Source organism: Levilinea saccharolytica (genome assembly GCF_001306035.1).
Lineage (GTDB): Bacteria > Chloroflexota > Anaerolineae > Anaerolineales > Anaerolineaceae > Levilinea > Levilinea saccharolytica.
In genome coordinates, this window is sequence record NZ_LGCM01000038.1 from 66,268 (window position 1) to 84,748 (window position 18,481).

Here is an 18,481-nt window from a genome sequence, read left to right on the forward strand (position 1 = left end):
CGCGGACATGGCAAAAGAGCTGACATTGGAGAAAGATACCGGTACGAGCTTGAGCATGCGCCTCATGCAGGCACTGCGGCGCAGTTCCGGTTTGCGTTACGGCTTTCAGTTGGCGGCTGCGCTGCTGTTGGGGCTGGCTTTGGGTTCGGTGTTGATCCTGTGGGTGGGTGAAAACCCCCTGGAGGTGTACGCCAACCTGATCGAGCAGGCCTACTTCACCCCGCTGGGGCTGATGATCGCCGTGCAGCGGGCCACGCCGTTAATTTTGGCCGCGGCGGCGGCGGGGCTGGCCTTTCAGGGCGGGGCCATCAACATGGGCCTGGACGGGCAGTTTGCCGTGGGGCTGAGCGTGGCCGGGCTGGCGGGTGTGCTGATGCCCGAATGGATGCCGGCGCTGGTGCGCATTCCGCTGATCTTCCTGCTGTGCGGCTTGGGCGGCGGCGCGGCGGCCCTGATCCCGGCCCTGTTCAAGCGTTTTTCGGGCGTGAGCGAGGTCATCACCGGTATGATCGCCAATCTGCTCATTCCACCCCTGCTCAGCTCGATCATCTTCGCTTTTCCGGCGCTGCGCGCGGCGCAGGGGGCGGCTTCGCGCGGGCTGCCGGTTGAATCCACCCTGGCGCATTTTGCCGACCTGCCCCTGGGCGGGATCGGCGAGGGCACCAAGGCCAATGTGGGCATCTTGGCGGCGGTGATGGTGGTGCTGATCCTGGGCTATTGGATGCGCCGCTCGAAAACGGGCTACGAAATTCGCATGACGCGCTTCAGCTTTTCCCTGTCGGAATTCGCGGGCATTCGCGCCAACCGCATGTTCTTTTTGACCATGATCCTGAGCGGGGCCATCGCGGGCATGGCCGGGGCCACCGAGGTGTTGGGAACCTGGCACAAGCTCTCGATGGGCACCCTGTCATCGGTGGGCAACCGCGGGATCGTGTTGGCGTTGGTGGGCGGTAATTCGTTCTTCGGCGGGATGCTGGCCTCTTTGCTCTACGGCGGGCTGGAGGCGGGGGCCATGAACGCGGGTTGGTTCACCTCTGTCCCGCGCCCTTTGATTGATATTTTGGTGCAGATGCTGTTCCTGTTTGCCGCCGTGCCCAGTATGCGCCGTTTCTTCACCGGCTCTGGCAGTGGGGATGCGGAAAATTTGGGCGGGCGCTTTTTAACCGGCCGCCGCTAGCGGGCTTTTGCAGACTTTTTAAAGGAGGGCGCATTGAACGAACAGTGGTTGATTGAAAATGGGGTGATTGTGACCATGAACCCCGGCCGCGAGATTCTGTACGACGCCAGCCTGGCGATTGAAGGCAGCCGCATCGCGGCGCTTGGCCCGCGCGAGGAACTGCGCCTGCGCTACCCCCAGGCGCAGCGCATCGACGCCGCGGGGAAGGCGGTTTTGCCCGGACTGATCAACGCGCACACGCATGTGGCCATGAGCGTGCAGAAGGGGCTGACTCTGGCCTTTTCAGATGGGCTGTACCGCATCATGTGGCCGGTGGAATCTTCGTTGACCGCCGAGGAAGCCTATGTGGGCGCGCTGGCGGGGGCGGGCGAGGCGCTGAAGGGCGGTTCGACCACGGTGGTGGATCATTACTTCTTCGCCGAACAGGTGGCGCGCGCCACCACCGCGGTGGGCGTGCGCGCGGTCATCGGACACACCATCATGAGCCGCCTGGGGCCGATCACCGGCGAAAAAGAGCTGAACGCCGGGCTGCAATTTGTGCAGGATTGGAAAGGCCGCCATGCGCTGGTGACGCCCTGGCTGGCCCCGCATGCCAGCGATACGGTCTCGATGGAATGGCTGCTGCTGCTGCGCGAGGCGGCCACGCGCCACCAGGTGGGGCTGCACCTGCATCTGGCCCAGTCTATGCGCGAGCGCGAATATGTGTTGGAAACGCAGGGCACCACTTGCGTGAAATATCTGGAGCGCATCGGCTTTTTGGGGCCGGATGTGCTGGCGGCGCACTGTATCTTCATTGACGACGACGAAATTGACATCCTGGCGCGCACGGGAACCCGCCCGCTGTACACGCCCATGGGCCACGCCCTGAACGGCCGCCCGGCCAGCGCCTGGAAAATGCTCACCCGCGGCGCAAAGGTGCTGTTGGGAACAGACTGCGTGACCACCAATAACGTCATGGATCAATGGGGCGAGATGCGCATCGCCGGGGCTTCGCAGAAACAGCTCAGCGGCGACGCTCAGGCCATGCCTTCCCTCAAAATTCTGGAAATGTGCACCGTGGATGGGGCCGAGGCCATCGGCATGGGCGGCCAACTGGGCGCGCTGATGCCCGGCTATCTGGCGGATGTGATCCTGGTCAATATTCACGGGCTGCACACCGCGCCCAACTACCTGCTGCTGGATAATCTGGTGTACTGCTGCACCGGCCGGGATGTGGACACGGTCATCGTCAACGGTGAAATCGTGGTGCAGGGCGGGCGGCTGCTGCGCCTGGACGAGGATACCCTCATCCGCGAGGTGGAAGATGCCGGCCGCGGCCTGCTGAGCCGCGCCATTCGAAAAGAGACCGATTTGGCCTGGCTGTGGAAAGACCGCCCCAGCAGCCTGCCGGAATGACCCTGGAGGAAACCCCCATGACTGCTCTATCCCCCGAACTGTGGCAGGATTTGCCCTACGGCGAGATGAAACCGCGCGAGCGCGTGCTGGCGGCGCTGGCCCACCAGGAAACCGACCGGGTTCCGGCGGATTTGTGGGCGGTGCCGGAGGTGTGGCAGCGTCTATCGGCGCATTTGGGCCTGACCCGCCGCGAAATTCTGCGCCAGTTCCGGGTGGATGCGCGCTGGGTCTTCCCCCAATACGTGGGGCCGGTGAAGGAGCTGCCCGGCGGTGTGGTGCAGGACGCCTACGGCCACCTGCGGCGCAGCCATCAGCACGATTACGGCAGCTATTCGGAATATGCGGGGTATCCGCTGGCCTTTGCGCGCTCGGCTCAGGATGTGTACGATTGGGATTGGCCTCAGCCGACTTATTGGGACCCTTCGAACTTGGCGGCGGAGCTGGCCGATCTGGACCGCGAGGACGATTACTTCATTTGTTACGACTTGGGCGGCATTTTTGAGCGCTCGTGGGGGCTGCTGGGCTTTGAACGCTTCCTCTCCGACCTGGTGGAAAACCCGGAAGTGCCCGCGGCCATCATGGAGCGCATGACCGACCTCTACATTGGCAATTTTCAGCGGGTGATGGAAGCCACGGATGGGCGCGTGGATATGGTCTACACCTGGGACGACATCGCCCACCAGCAGGGGCTGCTGCTTTCCCCGGCCATGTGGCGGCGCAGCATTCTGCCCCATCACCAGCGCCTGAACCGCGTGCTGCACGCCGCGCCGGTGAAGCACATGTACCATTCCTGCGGGGCGGTGTTCACCATCATGGGCGCGCTGATTCAGGAACTGGGCATTGATGTGCTGAACCCGCTGCAGCCTGCCGCCAAGGGCATGGACATGGGCAGGATCAAGGCGGAACACGGCGCTGCGGTCAGCTTCCACGGCGGGGTGGATATTCAGAACACGCTGCCCAAAGGTACGCCCCAGGCGGTGGCGGATGAGGTGCGCTCGCGCTGCGAGGTGTTGGGCGCGGGCGGGGGTTACATTTTGGCCCCCTCGCACTACATTCAAAACGATACCCCCACCGAAAATATCCTGGCGATGTACCGCACGCCGCGCCATTCGCACGCATAACAAATTTTGGAGGAGCGTATGTCCACTGCAAAACTGCGTATTTTGTTTGCTGGTGAGTCCTGGATGTCTCACGGGATGCACATGAAGGGCTTTTCCAGCTTTGAGACGGGCTATTACGAAGAAGGCTGGGCGCCCCTGCGCGAAGCCTTCGCTGCGGCGGGGCACGAGGTGACCTATTTGCCCAATCACCTGGCGGGGGAGCATTTCCCCATGACGGTGAAAGAGCTGAGTACCTACGATGTGGTCATGCTCAGCGATATCCCTGCGGATACGCTGCTGCTGCACCCGGATACGTTTCTGCGCGGGCAGCGCACACCCAACCGGCTGCGGCATATTGCGGAATATGTTCAGGCGGGCGGCGGCTTTTTGATGATCGGCGGATATATGTCCTTCTCCGGCATTCAGGGCAAGGCTAACTATCACTTTTCGCCGCTGGCTGAGATTTTGCCGGTGAAGATGTTCGGCTTCGACGACCGCATGGAAACGCCGGAAGGCACGACGCCGCGGGCGGTGCAGGCGCACCCCATTCTGGATGGGATTCCGGCGGAGTGGCCGCACTTTTTGGGATATAACCGCCTGATGCCCGCCGAGGGCGAGGTGATTTTGGAATGTCAGGGGGATCCCTTCCTGGCGGTGCGCAAGGTGGGGCAGGGGCGCACGGCGGCCTTTGCTTCGGACTGCTCGCCGCATTGGGCGCCGATGGAATTTGTCAATTGGGCCTATTACCGCGCCTTTTGGAACCAGTTGGCGCAGTGGCTGGCCGGAAAAATTTAACCCTTTGCCAATTCTCTCCTCTCCTCTGCTCCCCTCCCGACAGTCCGGGAGGGGAGCCTCTTTTTATGGAGACGGGCGGCCAGAAGGAAGCGGGGAAAGTTGCTCATATCCGGGTTATAATATGCAGATTGTCTGGCGCGCTGAGCCGTTTTTTGCGGCGCAGCGCCGATTTTGAGAGGAGTGTTTGTTATGAATTCTGGTCGACTGCGCCCCGCCCTGTGGCTGGCGATGACGGCGGTTTTGGTGCTCAGCGCCTGCCAGCCTGCGTCTGCCCCGGCGGCGGCTTCTCCTACCCCGGCTGCGCCCCCCGTGCAGCCGACCCCCATCCCTTCGCCTTCCCCCACCCCTCAGCCGCGCTCTCTGGTGGTTTGCCTGGGTCAGGAACCCACCACCCTTTACCCCTACGGCAGTTCCGCGCGCAGCACCTGGTCGGTGTTGGAAGCGGTGTATGACGGCCCGGTGGACACGCGCGCCTTTGAGGCCGTGCCGGTGATTCTGTCTGATTTGCCCACGGCCGAGAACGGCGGCGCGGTGCTGAAAAAGGCCGCGGTGCAGGCCGGGGATGTGGTGGTGGACGCCAGCGGCGAGGTGACGGTATTGGCGGCGGGCGTGAAGGTGCTGCCGGCGGGCTGCCGCACCCCGGAATGCGCTCAGGTGTGGGACGGCGCGGCGCCCCTGGAGATGGATCAGCTCACCTTGCAGTTCAAACTGCTGCCCGACCTGCTGTGGTCGGACGGCACGCCTCTGAAGGCGGCGGATTCGGTGTATTCGTATCAGCTCTCCGCTGACCCGGCCACGCCGGTTTCCAAGCGGGCGGTCAACCGCACCTTCACCTATACCGCCCTGAATGACTTAACCGTGCAGTGGGTGGGTATCCCCGGCGAGCTGCCCGCGCGCCTTGAAACGCGTTTCTGGCTGCCGCTGCCCCAGCACGCCTGGGGCCAGTTCGCCGCGGCGGATTTGCCCACACAGGAAGCTGCCAGCCGCCAGCCCCTGGGCTGGGGCCCGTATGTTGTGCAGGAATGGGCGGCGGGGGATCACATCACCCTGACGCGCAACCCCAACTATTTCCGCGCTGCCGAAGGGCTGCCGCATTTCGACACCCTGGTGTTCCGCTTCCTGGGCCAGCCGCTGGATAATAACCTGGCGGCGCTGCAGGCGGGCGAATGCGACCTGGTGGATCAGACCTCCCTGCTGGATGAGCAGCTGGAACAGGTGCTGGAGATGCAGCGCGACGGCAAGCTGAAAGTCTATCTGGGCCAGGGGCCGGAATGGGAAATGCTCTCGCTGGGCATTCTGCCGGCCGCCTATGATGACGGCTACTCCCCCTGGGGCGGAGACCGTGCGGATTTCTTCGGCGACGGGCGCGTGCGCCAGGCGCTGACTTACTGCCTGGACCGCCAGGGGATTGTGGATTCTGTTTTCTTGGGTCAAACCAGCGTTCCGGCGGGGTATTTGCCCGCCAGCCACCCCTGGGCCGCGGCGGACCTGACCGCTCTGCCTTTCGACCCGGCCCGCGGCAGCCAGCTGCTGGAAGAGGCGGGTTGGAAAGACCTGGACGGCGACCCGGCCACGCCCCGCGTGGCTTTGGGGTTGGCCAATGTGCCCGAGGGCACGCCGCTGACGCTGAACTATGTGACCACCCAGGCGCCCGTGCGCCAGGCGGCGGCCCAAAAACTGGTGCAGTCTTTGGCGCAGTGCGGCGTGCAGGTGACCTTGCAGACCTTGGGGACGGATGCGCTCTATGCGCCTGGGCCAGAGGGGACGCTGTTTGGGCGGCGCTTCGACCTGGCCCAGTTCTCCTGGGATGTGGGCGCGCAGGCCGCGGTGTGCAGCCTGTTTGAAAGCAGCCAGATCCCTTCCGCGGCCAATAACTGGCTGGGGGTCAATGTGGGCGGGTTCTCCAGCCCAGCGTATGATGCGGCCTGCGGCGCGGCGCGCGGGGCTGTTGTGGGCCTGGATGCGGCGGCCAAGGACAAGCTGCAGGCGGCCGAACGCCAGTTCGCCCAGGATTTGCCCGTGATCCCGCTGTATTACCGCCTGAAAATGGCTGTCTCGCGCCCAGATTTGTGCCAGTTTGATCTGGATGTGAGTGCGCGCAGCGCCTTGTGGAACCTGGAAGCCTTAGATTTTGGCGAGACCTGCCCGGCGCAGCCCTAGCCGCCTTCTCATGAATCTGAATTCAACCGCCCAGGCAGACTGCTGGGCGGTATTTTTTTGGATTGTTTTTTGTTGAAAAATCAATTGACACTCACCCTATCTTGTGCTATAAAACTTTAGGCTGTTTGCTTTTGCACAGCCCTTGCCCATTGGAATCAACCCCACGTTTGCGATACCCTGTCAGGCCGGGCAGAACCGCCTTACAGGCTGATGGTTTTTATTATTGGGCTTGATTCCTCCCCACCCCATTCTCTCTTGTGAGGTTCACCGTGGCAGAATCCGCAAAACAACCCCTGCTGGAAGTTCGTGATCTGAAAACATATTTCTACACCGATGACGGCGTGGTTAAGGCCGTGGATGGTGTGGATTTTGAAGTGTACCCTGGCGAAGTGCTGGGGCTGGTGGGGGAATCGGGGTGCGGTAAGAGCGTCACCTCTTTTTCAATCTTGCGCCTGGTGGGCCGCCCTGGCAAGATCGTCGGCGGTCAAATTCTGTTTGAGGGCCGCGACCTGCTGAAAATGCCGGAAGATGAAATGGTGGAAATGCGCGGCAACCGCATCTCCATGATCTTCCAGCAGCCCCAATCCAGCCTGAACCCGGTGTACATGACCGGTGACCAGGTGGCGGAGGTGTTCCAGATTCACGAGAAGATGAAGAAGGAAGGTTCCTGGGAACGAGCGGTGGAGCTGTTCCAGATGGTGGGCATTCCCGATTCGAAGAAAAAGGTGTTCTCCTTCCCGCACGAAATGTCCGGCGGGCAGGCCCAGCGCGTGATGATCGCCATGGCTCTGGCGCTGCAGCCGCGCCTGCTGATTGCGGATGAGCCCACCACGGCCCTGGATGTGACCATTCAGGCGCAAATTTTGGATTTGATGCGCGGCCTGCGCGAGAAATTCAACACCGCTGTGATTCTGATCACCCACGATCTGGGGGTGATCGCCGAAATGGCAGATCGGGTGGCGGTGATGTACGCCGGGCGGGTGGTGGAACAGGCCGTGGTGCAGACCATCTTTGACGAGCCGCTGCACCCCTATACCCAGGGCCTGCTGGGTTCCATCCCCGTGCTGGGCAAGGTGACCAACCGCCTGGATGTGATCCCCGGCTCGGTTCCGAACCTGATTAACCTGCCGGCGGGATGCCGCTTTGCCTCGCGCTGCCGTCTGCGTGAAAAATACGGGTTGAATATTTGCACCGAGGTGGAGCCGGAGCTGCACGAGATCAAGCCCGGGCATTTGGCCCGCTGCTGGCTGTACACCGATCACGGCGAAGATCACCGCGCGCCGTTGAAGAAAAGCGCCTGAGGTTTTGGCGCACCTACACCGATTTGAGGTTTGCTTATGAAACGCGTCACCATTGTGGATGATTCCCTTGAATTTGGCCGCATGGTTCGCGACACACTGCAAGCCGTCTATACCGACTTGAAAATCACGCTGGTCCCTTCTGCCGAAGAAGCCTTGCTCGAAGCGGCGCGGACCAGCGTGGATTTGTTAATCAGCGATGTGCGCCTGCCGGGGATATCGGGCCTGGACCTGATTCCCAAGATTCGCGCGCGCAACCCCGAGATCGGCACCATTTTGGTCACCGGATTGACGGATGAAAAGGTGAAGCGCCAGGCCGAAAAGCTGGGGGTGACGGCCTTTTTCCGCAAGCCGATGGATATGGGCACTTTCCTTTCTGTGGTGGAGCAGGTATTGGGCGGCGAACAGCCCACCGCACCAACCGAAAGCCCCGCCGCAGAGGCTGTGCCTGAGCTGGTGGTACTGGAGCCGCCCGCGGAGCCGGGGCTTTCACAGCGGGTGGCCGAGCTGCGCCAGACCCTGGGGGCCGAGGTGGTGGCCCTGTTGGATGATTTTGGCCGGGTGGCAGCCCACAGCGGCAGCCCGCTTCCGGAGGAGTTTGAAAAAGAGACCGCGGCCTTGGTGATGTCGGCCCTCAGCGCGGCGGGACGGTTGGGCCGCTGGATGGAAGCTGCCCAACCCGCGCCGGTGCAGGTGCTGCGCGGGGCCAGCCGCGACCTGGTGGTGGGGGCGATTGGAACCTACGCTTTGCTGCTGGTGCTGCCCGCGGGACGCTCGGCTTTGCGCCTGGCGCTGGCGCTGGAAGAAGTGTTGGCGGCGCAGAAGGACCTTGCCGAGGCGCTGACGCGCATGGGTATCCATTGGCAGCAGCAGCCCGAAATGAGCCTGCCCGCCGAAGGGGGCGAGGCCCAGGCGGCAGAGCAGCCCGACTTGAACCTGGAGGCGCTGTCGCTGAACCTGGAAGAGGTGGGCGACCTGCTGGACCTGTTGGAAAAGCCCTCCGCAGCAGCGGCCCCCGCGGGCGACCTGGACTCGTTTTGGGAATCGGCGGCCCAGGGGGGCGACGCCGCGCCGCTGCCGCCGGACGTGCTTTCGTATGATCAGGCTCGCCAGTTGGGACTGGCGCCGGATGAACCGCCTGAACAGCCCTGAAACCCAGCCTGCCTCTGCTGATTTTTCGCTTGTTTCCAGCTTTGTTTGCCCGATTCCGCAATTCTGTGTTAAAATGGGTGCGCCTGTACAAAGTTACTTTGGGGCGTGGTGCAATGGCAGCACACCAGACTTTGGATCTGTGGATCTTGGTTCGAGTCCAGGCGCCCCAGCTATGGTTACACCGGCTGCTAGCCCACCAACGGGCCTTGCGCTGCCTACAGGGCAGCTCAGGGCTCGCTTGTGTTAACCCCCAGATCGTTTGATCTTGGATTCAGGAGCGTCTTTATGAAAACAATTTCCATCATCCTGGCGGCAGGGCAAGGAACGCGTATGCGCTCCAATTTGCCCAAGGTGCTGCACCCTTTGGGCGGCAAGCCGATGGTGCAGTATGCTCTGCGCGCGGTGGAAGGATTGAGTGAGGAAGCCCCCATTGTGGTGATTGGTCACGGCGCTGAGGAAGTACGCAAGACCGTCGGAGAAGCCGCCCGCTTTGTGCTGCAAGCCGAGCGCCTGGGAACCGGACACGCGGTGCTGACCGCCGAAGGCCTGGCGGCGGGACAAGGGGACCTGGTGTTGGTGACCAGCGCGGATATGCCCCTGCTGCGGCATGAGACCTTGCGCCGCCTGGTGGAAACTCAACGCCAAAACCCCGGCCCGATCACCATGCTGACCATGACCGCTGAGGATTCCCACGGCTTTGGCCGCATTGTGCGCGCGCCGGACGGCTCCGTGCGGGCGATTGTGGAAGAGGCTCAATGCACACCGGAGCAGTTGGCCATCCGCGAATACAACGTGGGGGCGTATTGCTTTCGCGCCGATTGGCTGTGGCCGGCCTTACACCGCGTGCCGCTTTCGCCTAAGGGTGAATATTACGTCACCGACACGGTGGGCATCGCGGTAGATGAGGGCCTGCCGGTGCTGGCGCTGACCATCAGCGACAACGAAGAGGCTTTGGGGATCAACACCCGTGTGCATCTGGCCGAGGCCGAGGCCGTGCTGCGGCGGCGGATTAACACGGATTGGATGCTGGCGGGGGTGACCCTGGTGGACCCGACCTGCACCTACATTGGCCCGGACGTGCAGATTGGGCAGGATACCGTTGTGCAGCCCAACACGTATCTGCGCGGCAAGACCGTCATCGGCAGCGGCTGCGTAATTGGCCCCAATTCCATTCTGGAAGACGCCGTGGTGGGCAACGACTGTAAGGTGTTGGCCTCCGTGTTGGAAAAGGCCGTGTTGGAAGACCATGTGGAGATGGGGCCGTTTTGCCGATTGCGCAAGGGTGCACACCTGGCTTCGCACGTGCACATGGGCAATTTTGGCGAGGTGAAAGACTCCTATCTGGGGCCGGGAACCAAGATGGGGCATTTCTCCTACATTGGCAACGCCACCATCGGCCAAAACGTGAACATTGGGGCGGGCACGATCACCTGCAACTATGACGGCGTGCACAAGCACCCCACCGAGATTGGGGATGAGGTCTTCATTGGCTCGGATACCATGCTGGTGGCTCCGGTGAAGATTGGCGACCGCTCACGCAGCGGGGCCGGGGCGGTGATTACACGGGATGTGCCGGAAGACACCCTGGTGGCGGGGGTTCCGGCGCGCGTTTTGCGGAAATTGAAAGAGAAAGACGGTGAATAGCGATACGCTCTGGCTTCTGTTTGCCCTGCTTTTGGCGGTGGATTTGTTGTTTGCGGTGCTGCGCGCCAGCTTTATCCATGCGCGCCTGCCGCACCTGCTGAATCTGCGCGATTCGAACCCCGCGCAGGGGGACCGTGCGTTGAAGATCTTGGAAAAACCTTACACCACGGCCGTGCTGCGCACTTCGGTGGCCGCGGCACATTTTTTGCTGGCGGCGGTGGGGGTGCTGCTGCTGGCCAGCCTGGCGGCGGGGGGCATGAACGCCTGGCTGCTGTTGGGGCTGGTGCTTTTGGGCGGCGTGCTGCTGCTGGGGTTGGAATTTGCCGTGGAGGGCATCATCCTGCGGTCAGCAGAGCGCTGGGCCATGCGCATGAGCGGTTTCGCGGAGGCTATGGATATCCTTCTGCGCCCGTTCACGGCCGTGTACATGCGCCTGTTGGGCCCGCCCGAAAGCTGGCAGCGGGCGCGCAGCGGCGTGACGGATGACGAACTGCGCAACTGGGTAGAGGTCGGCCAGGCGGAGGGCAGCCTGGAACAGGGCGAACGCCGCATGATCTATTCCATCTTTCAATTTGGCGACACGCTCACGCGCGAGATTATGGTGCCGCGCATTGATGTGTTTGCGCTGGATGTGGATATTTCCCCCACTGAGGCCATCGAGGCGGTGATGCGTTCGGGACATTCGCGCCTGCCGGTGTATGAAGAAGCCATTGATAATATTATCGGCCTGCTGTACGCCAAAGACCTGCTGCGGCTGCAATTGGACGGCAACCAGAGCACTTCGCTGCGCTCCTTGCTGCGCCCGGCCTATTTCATCCCCGAAGCCAAAAAGGTGGATGAACTGCTGCGCGAGATGCAGGGCCGCAGCACCCACATGGCCGTGGTGGTGGATGAGTATGGGGGTATGGCCGGGATTGTGACGATGGAAGACATCGTCGAGGAAATTGTGGGTGAAATCCGCGACGAATACGATCAGAGTGAGGAACTGCTGTTCCAAACCATCAGCCCGGAGGAGTATCTGTTCACGGCGCGCATTGACCTGGAAGACGTGAACGAGCTGTTGGGCACGCATTTAACGAAAGATGTGGCCGACACCCTGGGCGGGTTTATCTACGGTGAGGTGGGCCGTGTGCCGGTGGGCGGCGAGGAAGTGCGGGTGGAAAACTGGCTGCTGACGGTGGAACAGGTCAGCGGACGGCGCATCCGCCTGGTGCGGGCGCGCTTGAACCCCCCGGAAGAGAAAAAGGAGAATGGGCAGGATGAAGGCTGAAATACAATTAACCCCAGAACAAAAACAAGATCTGGTTGAGCGAGCCAAACAGGCGCGCCAGTGGGCTTATGTGCCCTATTCTCATTATCCGGTAGGCGCGGCCCTGCTGACCGCCTCGGGCAAGCTGTATGACGGCGTGAACATTGAAAATGCGGCTTACCCCACCACGATCTGCGCAGAGCGCGTGGCGGTCTTTAAGGCGGTCTCGGAAGGGGAACGCGATTTCGTGGCGATTGCCGTGGTGACTGAGGACGGCGGTTCGCCTTGCGGCTCCTGCCGGCAGGTGATGTCTGAATTTGGCCTGGGCCTGCATGTGATGATGGCCAACGCTCAGGGGGAGATCCTTTCGGAATGCAGCCTGGCGGATTTGCTGCCGAGGGCGTTTAATTCCAGCAGTCTGGAATAGGGACTGCAATGAGGCGGGATGGCTGAGCGCGAACGCTCGCTGCGGACCGAAGGGGTGGTACTGCGCCATTCGGATTGGGGCGAGGCCGACCGCCTGGTGATCCTCTTCACCCGCGAACAGGGCAAGCTGCGCGCGGTGGTGAAGGGTGCGCGCAAGCTGCATTCGCGCAAGGCCGGGCACATGGAGCCCTTCACGCGCGTGTCTTTGATGTTGGCGCGCGGGCGCGATTTTTGGATTGTGACCCAGGCCGAGACGGTGGATGCCTATCTGCCGCTGCGCGAAGATCTGGTGCGCACGGCCAGCGCCGCCTATGTGGTGGAGCTGTTGGACCGCTTCACCTATGAAGAGGGGCAAAACCTGGGGCTGTACCAGCTGCTGGTGGAAAGCCTGCACCGCCTGTCCAGCGTAGATGCGCCGCAGACGGTGCTGCGTTTTTATGACCTGCGCTTGTTAGACCTTTTGGGCTTTCGCCCGGAATTATACGAGTGCGTACGCTGCCGCCAGCCTATTCAGGACGAGGATCAGTTCTTTTCACCCCAACAGGGCGGGGCGCTTTGCCCGCGCTGCGGCCGCCTGGAGCCGGGGCTTTGGCCGCTTTCGCGCCGGGCGCTGAAAATGCTGCGGTTTTATCAGCGCAGTACGTATGCCCAGGTGCGCAGCGCGGCTTTTTCGGCGGCTTCGCACGCCGAAATGGAGGGGGTGATGCAGGCGTACTTCACCTATTTATTGGAACGCACGCTGAACACTCCGGGCTTTTTGCGCACGGTGCGGCGCGGGGCTTAAACACAACCAGCGCGCAGGCCGGAAACAGCTCCAACCTGCGCGCCAGCGCGGTTTATCTTAGGGGGCAGCGCTAGCGAATGGCGCGCACCACTTCCATGCCGTTCAGAGCCATGTGATACAAGAACACTGCGTGCAGCAGATCGGCAGGGTGCGCCCAGCCGCCCTGGGCGCGCGCGTCTTCCAGGGGTCGGTCGTAGGTGTCTACACATTCGGCAGGGATGATCACTCGCCAGGGACGCTGGTAGGCGTTGGCGCTCAGGCGGATGTGCATGGCCAACTGGTAGGTGCACAAATCGGTGCAGTCGCCCACCACAATGAAGGTATCCAGTTCCGGCCGCTCGGCCAGCCAGGCATCCAGGCCGGTATTGAGGGCGGGATGGATGGAATTTTTGGGCAGGACGGTCATGTGCGGGTAGAAGGGCAGGCGGCGCAGGGCTTCCACCGTTTCGGATTCGTGCGAACCGCGCACGCAGTGGGCCGGCCAGGCGCCAAATTCCACCGCGTTCTCTTCGTGCGTATCCTGCAGCAGGGCGATGTGGCGCAGTCCGGCATCCCAGACGGCGCTCATCAACTGGGCGATGGGGGGCACAATGCGGCCCACGCGCGGGCTGGCCAGGCTGCCGCTTTCGCAGAAGCCGCTGATCACATCCACCGAAAGGACGGCAGCGCGTTGGGGGTGGGGCAGGGCCTCGTTCACCGGTAGGTTGGGGAGGGATTCGAGCCAGGTTTGCAGGTCATCCAGAAAGGGCTGGGCGCCGGCGGCAAGGGACGAGTTGGTCATGGGGGTCTCCTATGTGTAAAAAATACACAAATTGATGGGTGAAAGAAAAGCGGTTGCCCGCTTTTGTGTAAATCTTACACTATTATATCTATTCCGCATCGGCCTGTCAAGGGGTTGGGGAAAATCCAATCCATTCGATATCTGGCACATGCGCAAAACGCCGCGCCATCGTTTCCAGGGCCTGGGGGTTGTTATCCACCAGCCAGAACTGCCGGCCCAACTGCAAACAGCTTTCGCCCAGGGTGCCGCTGCCCGCGAAGAAATCCATGACCACGTCGCCGGGGTTGGATGAGGCGCGCACAATGCGGTTGAGGACGCCCAGGGGCTTCTGGGTGGGGTAGCCGTTGCGCTCTTTGCTGTTGGTTCCCACGATGGTGTACCACCAGGTATCCGTGGGGAGCTTGCCGCGCGCGGCTTTTTCTGGCCCCACCAAGCCGGGGGCCATATAGGGTTCGCGGTCAATATCTGCAACGTTGAAGGTATAATGCTGCGGGTCTTTGACGTAGAAGAGGATGTTGTCGTGCTTGGCGGGCCAGCGGTTTTTCGGCTTGCCGCCGTAATCGTAGGCCCAGATGATCTCGTTCAGAAAACAGTCGCGCCCAAAGAGCGCATCCAGCCAGATTTTGCAGTAATGCACTTCGCGGTAGTCAATGTGAAAATACAGGCTGCCGTGGGGGGCCAGCAGGCGGTACGCCTCTTCCAGGCGCGGGCGGATGAAACTTTCGTAATCCTCAAACCAATCGGCGTATTGGCGGGTGGCCAGGGTTTCGGTGCGGTAGGTGCTGCCCTGAAAGCCGGTACGGTCGCCCTGGGGGTCGCGCACGGTGCGAATTTGGGTGCGGGCCTGCTGTTTGCCGGAATTAAAGGGAGGGTCTATGTAGATCAGGTCCACGCAGCCCGCCGGAAGGGAGCGCAGGATGGGTAAATTATCGCCGAAGTAGATGCGGTTGGGCATGCCCTGATTTTAACATGCTTTTGGCAGGCCGTTGACTCTGTTGGGGTTTTCGCTATACTCATGGGTAGACACGGTTATTTTCCATCTGGGAGGTTTTCATGTTTACACAGGTGATAGCCCGCCTGCCGGGAGCAGATTTTGCCAAGGGGTTAACGACAGCCGCTTTGGGCGCGCCGGATTACAACTTGATCATGCAGCAGCATGCGGATTATCTGCACACCTTTGAGCGGCTGGGCATCGCCGTTACCCTGCTGCCGGCCCTGCCGGGGTATCCGGATGCCTATTTTGTGGAAGATACCGCTGTGGTCACGCCCGAACTGGCGGTGATCGCGCGTCCAGGGGCGGCGGCCCGGCAGGGGGAAGAAGACAGCATAGAGCCGGTGTTGGCTCGCTTTCGTCCCACGGTGCGCATTGAGTCGCCGGGAACGTTGGACGGCGGAGATGTGTTGATGGTGGAGCGCCATTTCTTTATCGGCGTGTCGGAGCGCACCAACGCTGAGGGCGCGGCTCAGTTGGGTGCTTTTTTGGAGCCGCACGGCTACACCTGGCAGGCGGTTCCGGTGGCGGCGGGCTTACACCTGAAATCATCGGTGACGTATGTGGGCCAGAACACGCTGCTGATCACGCCCACCTTTGCAGACCGCCCTGAATTCGCAAATTATGCCCGGCTGGTGGTGCCCGCGGAGGAAGAATATGCGGCCAATACCTTGCTGGTCAATGAACACCTCATCACCCCGGCGGGGTTCCCGCGCACGCGCCACCTGCTGGAAACGCTGGGGTATCCCGTGATTGAACAGGCGGTGAGCGAGCCGCGCAAGATGGACGGCGGGCTGAGCTGTATGACGCTGCGGTTTTAAGGCGCGCCAAAATTTGCTTACATGATTTGGCTTGCGGCGCGGCATTACTCTCCTTATAATTATTTAATGTGACTGCTGTGAATGGGCAGACTCCTCTATGCGAATTAGCGTTGGTACGGGGTGTGCGGTTACGGCGGGGATTACGTCAGGCGAGCTCCGGTACTTATTCGCTCGAAAAACCCCCTGGCGATCAAAGAAAGGTCACTCCTTAATTTCGACTTGTGCAAAGGAAGGAATTCTATGAAAAAGACTCGCGTTGTTCATCTGCTCATCGCGCTGCTTCTGGCGCTCAGCCTGCTGCCCGCGGCTGCCCCAGCGCAGGCGCAGGCAGCACCTGCTGTCCCGGAGGGCGAATTTGTGCCGGGTGAGCTGGTGATTGGTTTTGATGCATCGGTAAAGGTTGTCATGGGCCAGGCAACGGCCCTGGCAGGTTCGGTGGACGCGCAGGTGGTCAAGGTGTTTGACCAGACGGCTGTGATCAGCTTTGACCCTGCGGCGGATGTGACGGCGGTGGCGGCCCGTTTGGCGGGTCAGCCGGGCGTGCGCTTTGTGGAGCCGAACTACGTGCGCCGTTTGCCGGAACAACTGCTGACCTCTGCGGAACCCTTCCAACTCAAAGAGGTGGACCGCAAACTGCCCAACAAACAGAAGCTGACGGTGGAAGAGCTGCTGTCCATGCGCACAGTCAAGCGCACCGGCGGCAAAGTGCAGGTCATCCCCACCTACCCCAACGATGAATTTGAGAACTGGGGCAACTCCTGGATCGGTCACGACATCATCTGGCCGGAGAAGAAAATGTCCCCTGTGGTGTGCGTGATTGACACCGGCGTGGACATTAACCACCCCGACCTCAAGGGCCGCGCGATCAACGGCTATGATTTCGTCAACGATGACAAGATCGCGGATGATCATTACGGTCACGGCACGCATGTGGCCGGAACGATTGCCGCTAAGGCCAATAACGGCATGGGCCCGGCGGGCATTTCCAACGGCAAGGTTCTGGCGGTGAAAGTGCTTTCCGACCAGGGCTGGGGCACCAGCGCCGATATCGCCGCTGGCATTCGCTACTGCGCCAACAACAAGGCCGTGAAGGTTCTGAACCTCAGCCTGGGCGGAAGTGAAGGCTCGGCGGTGGAATACGACGCCTTGCATCTGGCCGTCAACCAGGGTAAGTTCGTGGCCATGGCCGCGGGCAACGCCAGCACCAGTGAAATGCACTACCCGGCGGCGTTTGCCTCCCCCTTGTCGGTTCCGCCGGTGGGTTCGGTGGATGACGGCGGCGCCAATACCATTCACGAAGGCATGGTCTCTGTGGGTGCGATTGCCTCCGAAGAGACCTGGGTGGATATGGACGGCAACGGAATTGATGATGACGGCGAATATTTTGAAGGCTGCGCTGCCTACTTCTCCAATTACGGCGCCTGGGTTGAGATCGTTGCGCCGGGTGAAGATATTTTCTCCACGATCCCGGTCAGCTATCCTTCGGTACTGGGCCAATATATGATGGGCAGTGATGCTGCGTATCTCAACGGCACCTCGATGGCCACCCCGCATGTGGCGGCGGCGGCAGCGCGAGTCTGGTCGCTGGATAAAAAATTGACGAACGCGGATGTGGAGGGCATTCTGATGGATTCGGGCCGCCCGGTGATCTTGGCGGTGGATCCAAATGTGGTTGATCCCACGGTGGGCTCCAGCGACAGCGGTTATCTGGGCGAAATGCCATTCTGCTGGCCGTTCGCTGATGTCCCCTTCACCGCAGCCGAGGATATGGAAAACGCGGTGGAATTGGACCTGGCTGCTGCTATGGGCCGCGGCGCTTTGACCGTGTTCCCCTATGATGCGGTGACCGGCCTGCCGCTGGCTGGCGCGCAGGTTGCGGCTGTGGATGCTGTCACCAACAAGGTGATGGATATCGCGGCTGTGGAGCCCCCGTTCTATACCTTCCCGGCGGTGGATCTGATCAACCTGCCCGTGGGGCCGTACAATGCCCGTGTTAAAGCCAAAGGCTACACCGCGGGCTGGCAGCCGGCGGCGATGGATCTGTTCGCCACCCCGGGCGTCTTTGAAAGCAACTCCGCTGAACACTTCCTGGTGATCCCGCCCGCGGGCGACTTCCAGGTGGTTTCGCAGTGGGATTGGTGGAATTTCTTTGACGAATTGGATTCCTACCTGTGGCTGCCGGATGCTACGCCGTTCATCGTTGGCCCGGAGAAATATGACGGCATTATGTATCCCAACAACCCCTATTCCGAAGTCGGCGCCATGTGGGAGTTCCCCTTTGCTCGCTACCAGCGCTTTGACGAAGAGGACCTGCAGACCTGGGAAGTGCTGAGCATCAAACGCGCTGGCGCCAAGGTGAAACTGCCGGGCGACTATCAGGTTCTGTTCACCGACAACGGCGACGGCACCCTGCTTAACCAGTGGATCAAAGTGACCGCCTGGTTCAATGGCAAGGTGATCGGCGGCGTGGTGCGCGATTTCACGGCGGATGCTTGCGATCCCTTGCTGACCGAAGCCTGGTGGCACGCTGGCACGGTGAACGGCAAGACCTTCACCGCTGTGGACGCCTGCGGTACGGACGCAATCTGGCCGTATATCATCCCGTAGCCGCTGAACGCTGCGAACCATCCAAACCATACTGCTCCGCCGGTGAAAACCGGCGGAGTTCTTTTAATCGACGTCCGGCAGGCCCTGGGCATGGTAAAATC

At 61.6% G+C, this 18,481-nt stretch carries 15 protein-coding genes and 1 tRNA gene; 14 read left to right on the forward strand and 2 right to left on the reverse strand.

The genetic code is table 11. The features are described 5' to 3' along the window. The first annotated feature begins 7 nt into the window (after positions 1 to 7). The 12 genes from ADN01_RS10670 (at position 8) to recO (ending at position 13,180) form a co-directional block, all read left to right on the forward strand. Positions 8 to 1,177, forward strand: coding sequence for an ABC transporter permease (locus ADN01_RS10670; RefSeq protein ID WP_082142954.1), 1,170 nt, complete (start codon positions 8 to 10; stop codon positions 1,175 to 1,177). A 33-nt stretch (positions 1,178 to 1,210) separates the two neighbouring features. Further along, positions 1,211 to 2,572 carry an amidohydrolase family protein gene (locus ADN01_RS10675; RefSeq protein WP_062419589.1) on the forward strand — a complete coding sequence of 454 codons (1,362 nt, stop codon included), beginning with the start codon at positions 1,211 to 1,213 and terminating at the stop codon, positions 2,570 to 2,572. Positions 2,573 to 2,589: 17 nt separating this feature from the next. Beyond that, positions 2,590 to 3,693 carry a uroporphyrinogen decarboxylase family protein gene (locus tag ADN01_RS10680; RefSeq protein WP_160318413.1) on the forward strand — a complete coding sequence of 368 codons (1,104 nt, stop codon included), beginning with the start codon at positions 2,590 to 2,592 and terminating at the stop codon, positions 3,691 to 3,693. 18 nt (positions 3,694 to 3,711) lie between these two features. Next, positions 3,712 to 4,467 (forward strand): glutamine amidotransferase, encoded by a 756-nt coding sequence (locus tag ADN01_RS10685; protein WP_062419587.1) that lies wholly within the window; start codon positions 3,712 to 3,714, stop codon positions 4,465 to 4,467. Between the two features lie 189 nt (positions 4,468 to 4,656). Next, a complete protein-coding gene (locus ADN01_RS10690) occupies positions 4,657 to 6,627 on the forward strand; it encodes a peptide ABC transporter substrate-binding protein (protein ID WP_062419586.1) in 1,971 nt (656 codons plus the stop codon). Positions 6,628 to 6,896: 269 nt separating this feature from the next. Next, positions 6,897 to 7,928 (forward strand): ABC transporter ATP-binding protein, encoded by a 1,032-nt coding sequence (locus tag ADN01_RS10695; RefSeq protein WP_062419585.1) that lies wholly within the window; start codon positions 6,897 to 6,899, stop codon positions 7,926 to 7,928. A 36-nt stretch (positions 7,929 to 7,964) separates the two neighbouring features. After that, a complete protein-coding gene (locus tag ADN01_RS10700) occupies positions 7,965 to 9,077 on the forward strand; it encodes a response regulator (protein ID WP_062419584.1) in 1,113 nt (370 codons plus the stop codon). 99 nt (positions 9,078 to 9,176) lie between these two features. After that, positions 9,177 to 9,247 (forward strand) — tRNA-Gln (locus ADN01_RS10705). A gap of 115 nt (positions 9,248 to 9,362) precedes the next feature. Then, positions 9,363 to 10,721, forward strand: a complete 1,359-nt coding sequence (gene glmU / locus ADN01_RS10710) for a bifunctional UDP-N-acetylglucosamine diphosphorylase/glucosamine-1-phosphate N-acetyltransferase GlmU (RefSeq protein WP_062419583.1) — start codon at positions 9,363 to 9,365, stop codon at positions 10,719 to 10,721. After that, entirely contained in the window at positions 10,714 to 11,991 is a 1,278-nt protein-coding gene (locus tag ADN01_RS10715) for a hemolysin family protein (RefSeq protein WP_062419582.1), read from the forward strand. The genes glmU and ADN01_RS10715 overlap by 8 nt, the downstream gene beginning before the upstream one ends. Continuing rightward, entirely contained in the window at positions 11,981 to 12,397 is a 417-nt protein-coding gene (gene cdd, locus ADN01_RS10720) for a cytidine deaminase (RefSeq protein WP_062419581.1), read from the forward strand. The genes ADN01_RS10715 and cdd overlap by 11 nt, the downstream gene beginning before the upstream one ends. An 18-nt stretch (positions 12,398 to 12,415) precedes the next feature. Beyond that, positions 12,416 to 13,180 carry a DNA repair protein RecO gene (gene recO, locus ADN01_RS10725; protein WP_062419580.1) on the forward strand — a complete coding sequence of 255 codons (765 nt, stop codon included), beginning with the start codon at positions 12,416 to 12,418 and terminating at the stop codon, positions 13,178 to 13,180. A gap of 70 nt (positions 13,181 to 13,250) precedes the next feature. On the opposite strand, the gene ADN01_RS10730 is transcribed toward recO, so the two are convergent. Continuing rightward, positions 13,251 to 13,961 (reverse strand): cysteine hydrolase family protein, encoded by a 711-nt coding sequence (locus tag ADN01_RS10730; RefSeq protein WP_062419579.1) that lies wholly within the window; start codon positions 13,959 to 13,961, stop codon positions 13,251 to 13,253. A 106-nt stretch (positions 13,962 to 14,067) separates the two neighbouring features. Continuing rightward, a complete protein-coding gene (locus ADN01_RS10735; protein WP_062419578.1) occupies positions 14,068 to 14,916 on the reverse strand; it encodes a DNA-methyltransferase in 849 nt (282 codons plus the stop codon). 98 nt (positions 14,917 to 15,014) lie between these two features. Here ADN01_RS10735 and ADN01_RS10740 point away from each other — a divergent pair, with 98 nt between their 5' ends. Both ADN01_RS10740 and ADN01_RS10745 read left to right on the forward strand, forming a co-directional pair. Next, positions 15,015 to 15,773 carry a dimethylarginine dimethylaminohydrolase family protein gene (locus tag ADN01_RS10740; RefSeq protein ID WP_062419577.1) on the forward strand — a complete coding sequence of 253 codons (759 nt, stop codon included), beginning with the start codon at positions 15,015 to 15,017 and terminating at the stop codon, positions 15,771 to 15,773. 240 nt (positions 15,774 to 16,013) lie between these two features. Beyond that, on the forward strand, positions 16,014 to 18,380 hold the full coding sequence (locus tag ADN01_RS10745) for a S8 family serine peptidase (protein WP_062419576.1): 2,367 nt from the start codon (positions 16,014 to 16,016) through the stop codon (positions 18,378 to 18,380). Positions 18,381 to 18,481 lie beyond the last annotated feature (101 nt).

Excerpts from the sequence above, each read along its gene's own strand:
- ADN01_RS10670 (WP_082142954.1), top strand. The coding sequence starts at position 8 with ATGGCAAAAGAGCTGACATTGGAGAAAGATACCGGTACGAGCTTGAGC.
- ADN01_RS10680 (WP_160318413.1), top strand. The coding sequence starts at position 2,590 with ATGACTGCTCTATCCCCCGAACTGTGGCAGGATTTGCCCTACGGCGAG.
- ADN01_RS10685 (WP_062419587.1), top strand. The coding sequence starts at position 3,712 with ATGTCCACTGCAAAACTGCGTATTTTGTTTGCTGGTGAGTCCTGGATG.
- ADN01_RS10690 (WP_062419586.1), top strand. The coding sequence starts at position 4,657 with ATGAATTCTGGTCGACTGCGCCCCGCCCTGTGGCTGGCGATGACGGCG.
- ADN01_RS10700 (WP_062419584.1), top strand. The coding sequence starts at position 7,965 with ATGAAACGCGTCACCATTGTGGATGATTCCCTTGAATTTGGCCGCATG.
- glmU (WP_062419583.1), top strand. The coding sequence starts at position 9,363 with ATGAAAACAATTTCCATCATCCTGGCGGCAGGGCAAGGAACGCGTATG.
- cdd (WP_062419581.1), top strand. The coding sequence starts at position 11,981 with ATGAAGGCTGAAATACAATTAACCCCAGAACAAAAACAAGATCTGGTT.
- recO (WP_062419580.1), top strand. The coding sequence starts at position 12,416 with ATGGCTGAGCGCGAACGCTCGCTGCGGACCGAAGGGGTGGTACTGCGC.
- ADN01_RS10730 (WP_062419579.1), bottom strand. The coding sequence starts at position 13,961 with ATGACCAACTCGTCCCTTGCCGCCGGCGCCCAGCCCTTTCTGGATGAC.
- ADN01_RS10735 (WP_062419578.1), bottom strand. The coding sequence starts at position 14,916 with ATGCCCAACCGCATCTACTTCGGCGATAATTTACCCATCCTGCGCTCC.
- ADN01_RS10740 (WP_062419577.1), top strand. The coding sequence starts at position 15,015 with ATGTTTACACAGGTGATAGCCCGCCTGCCGGGAGCAGATTTTGCCAAG.
- ADN01_RS10745 (WP_062419576.1), top strand. The coding sequence starts at position 16,014 with ATGAAAAAGACTCGCGTTGTTCATCTGCTCATCGCGCTGCTTCTGGCG.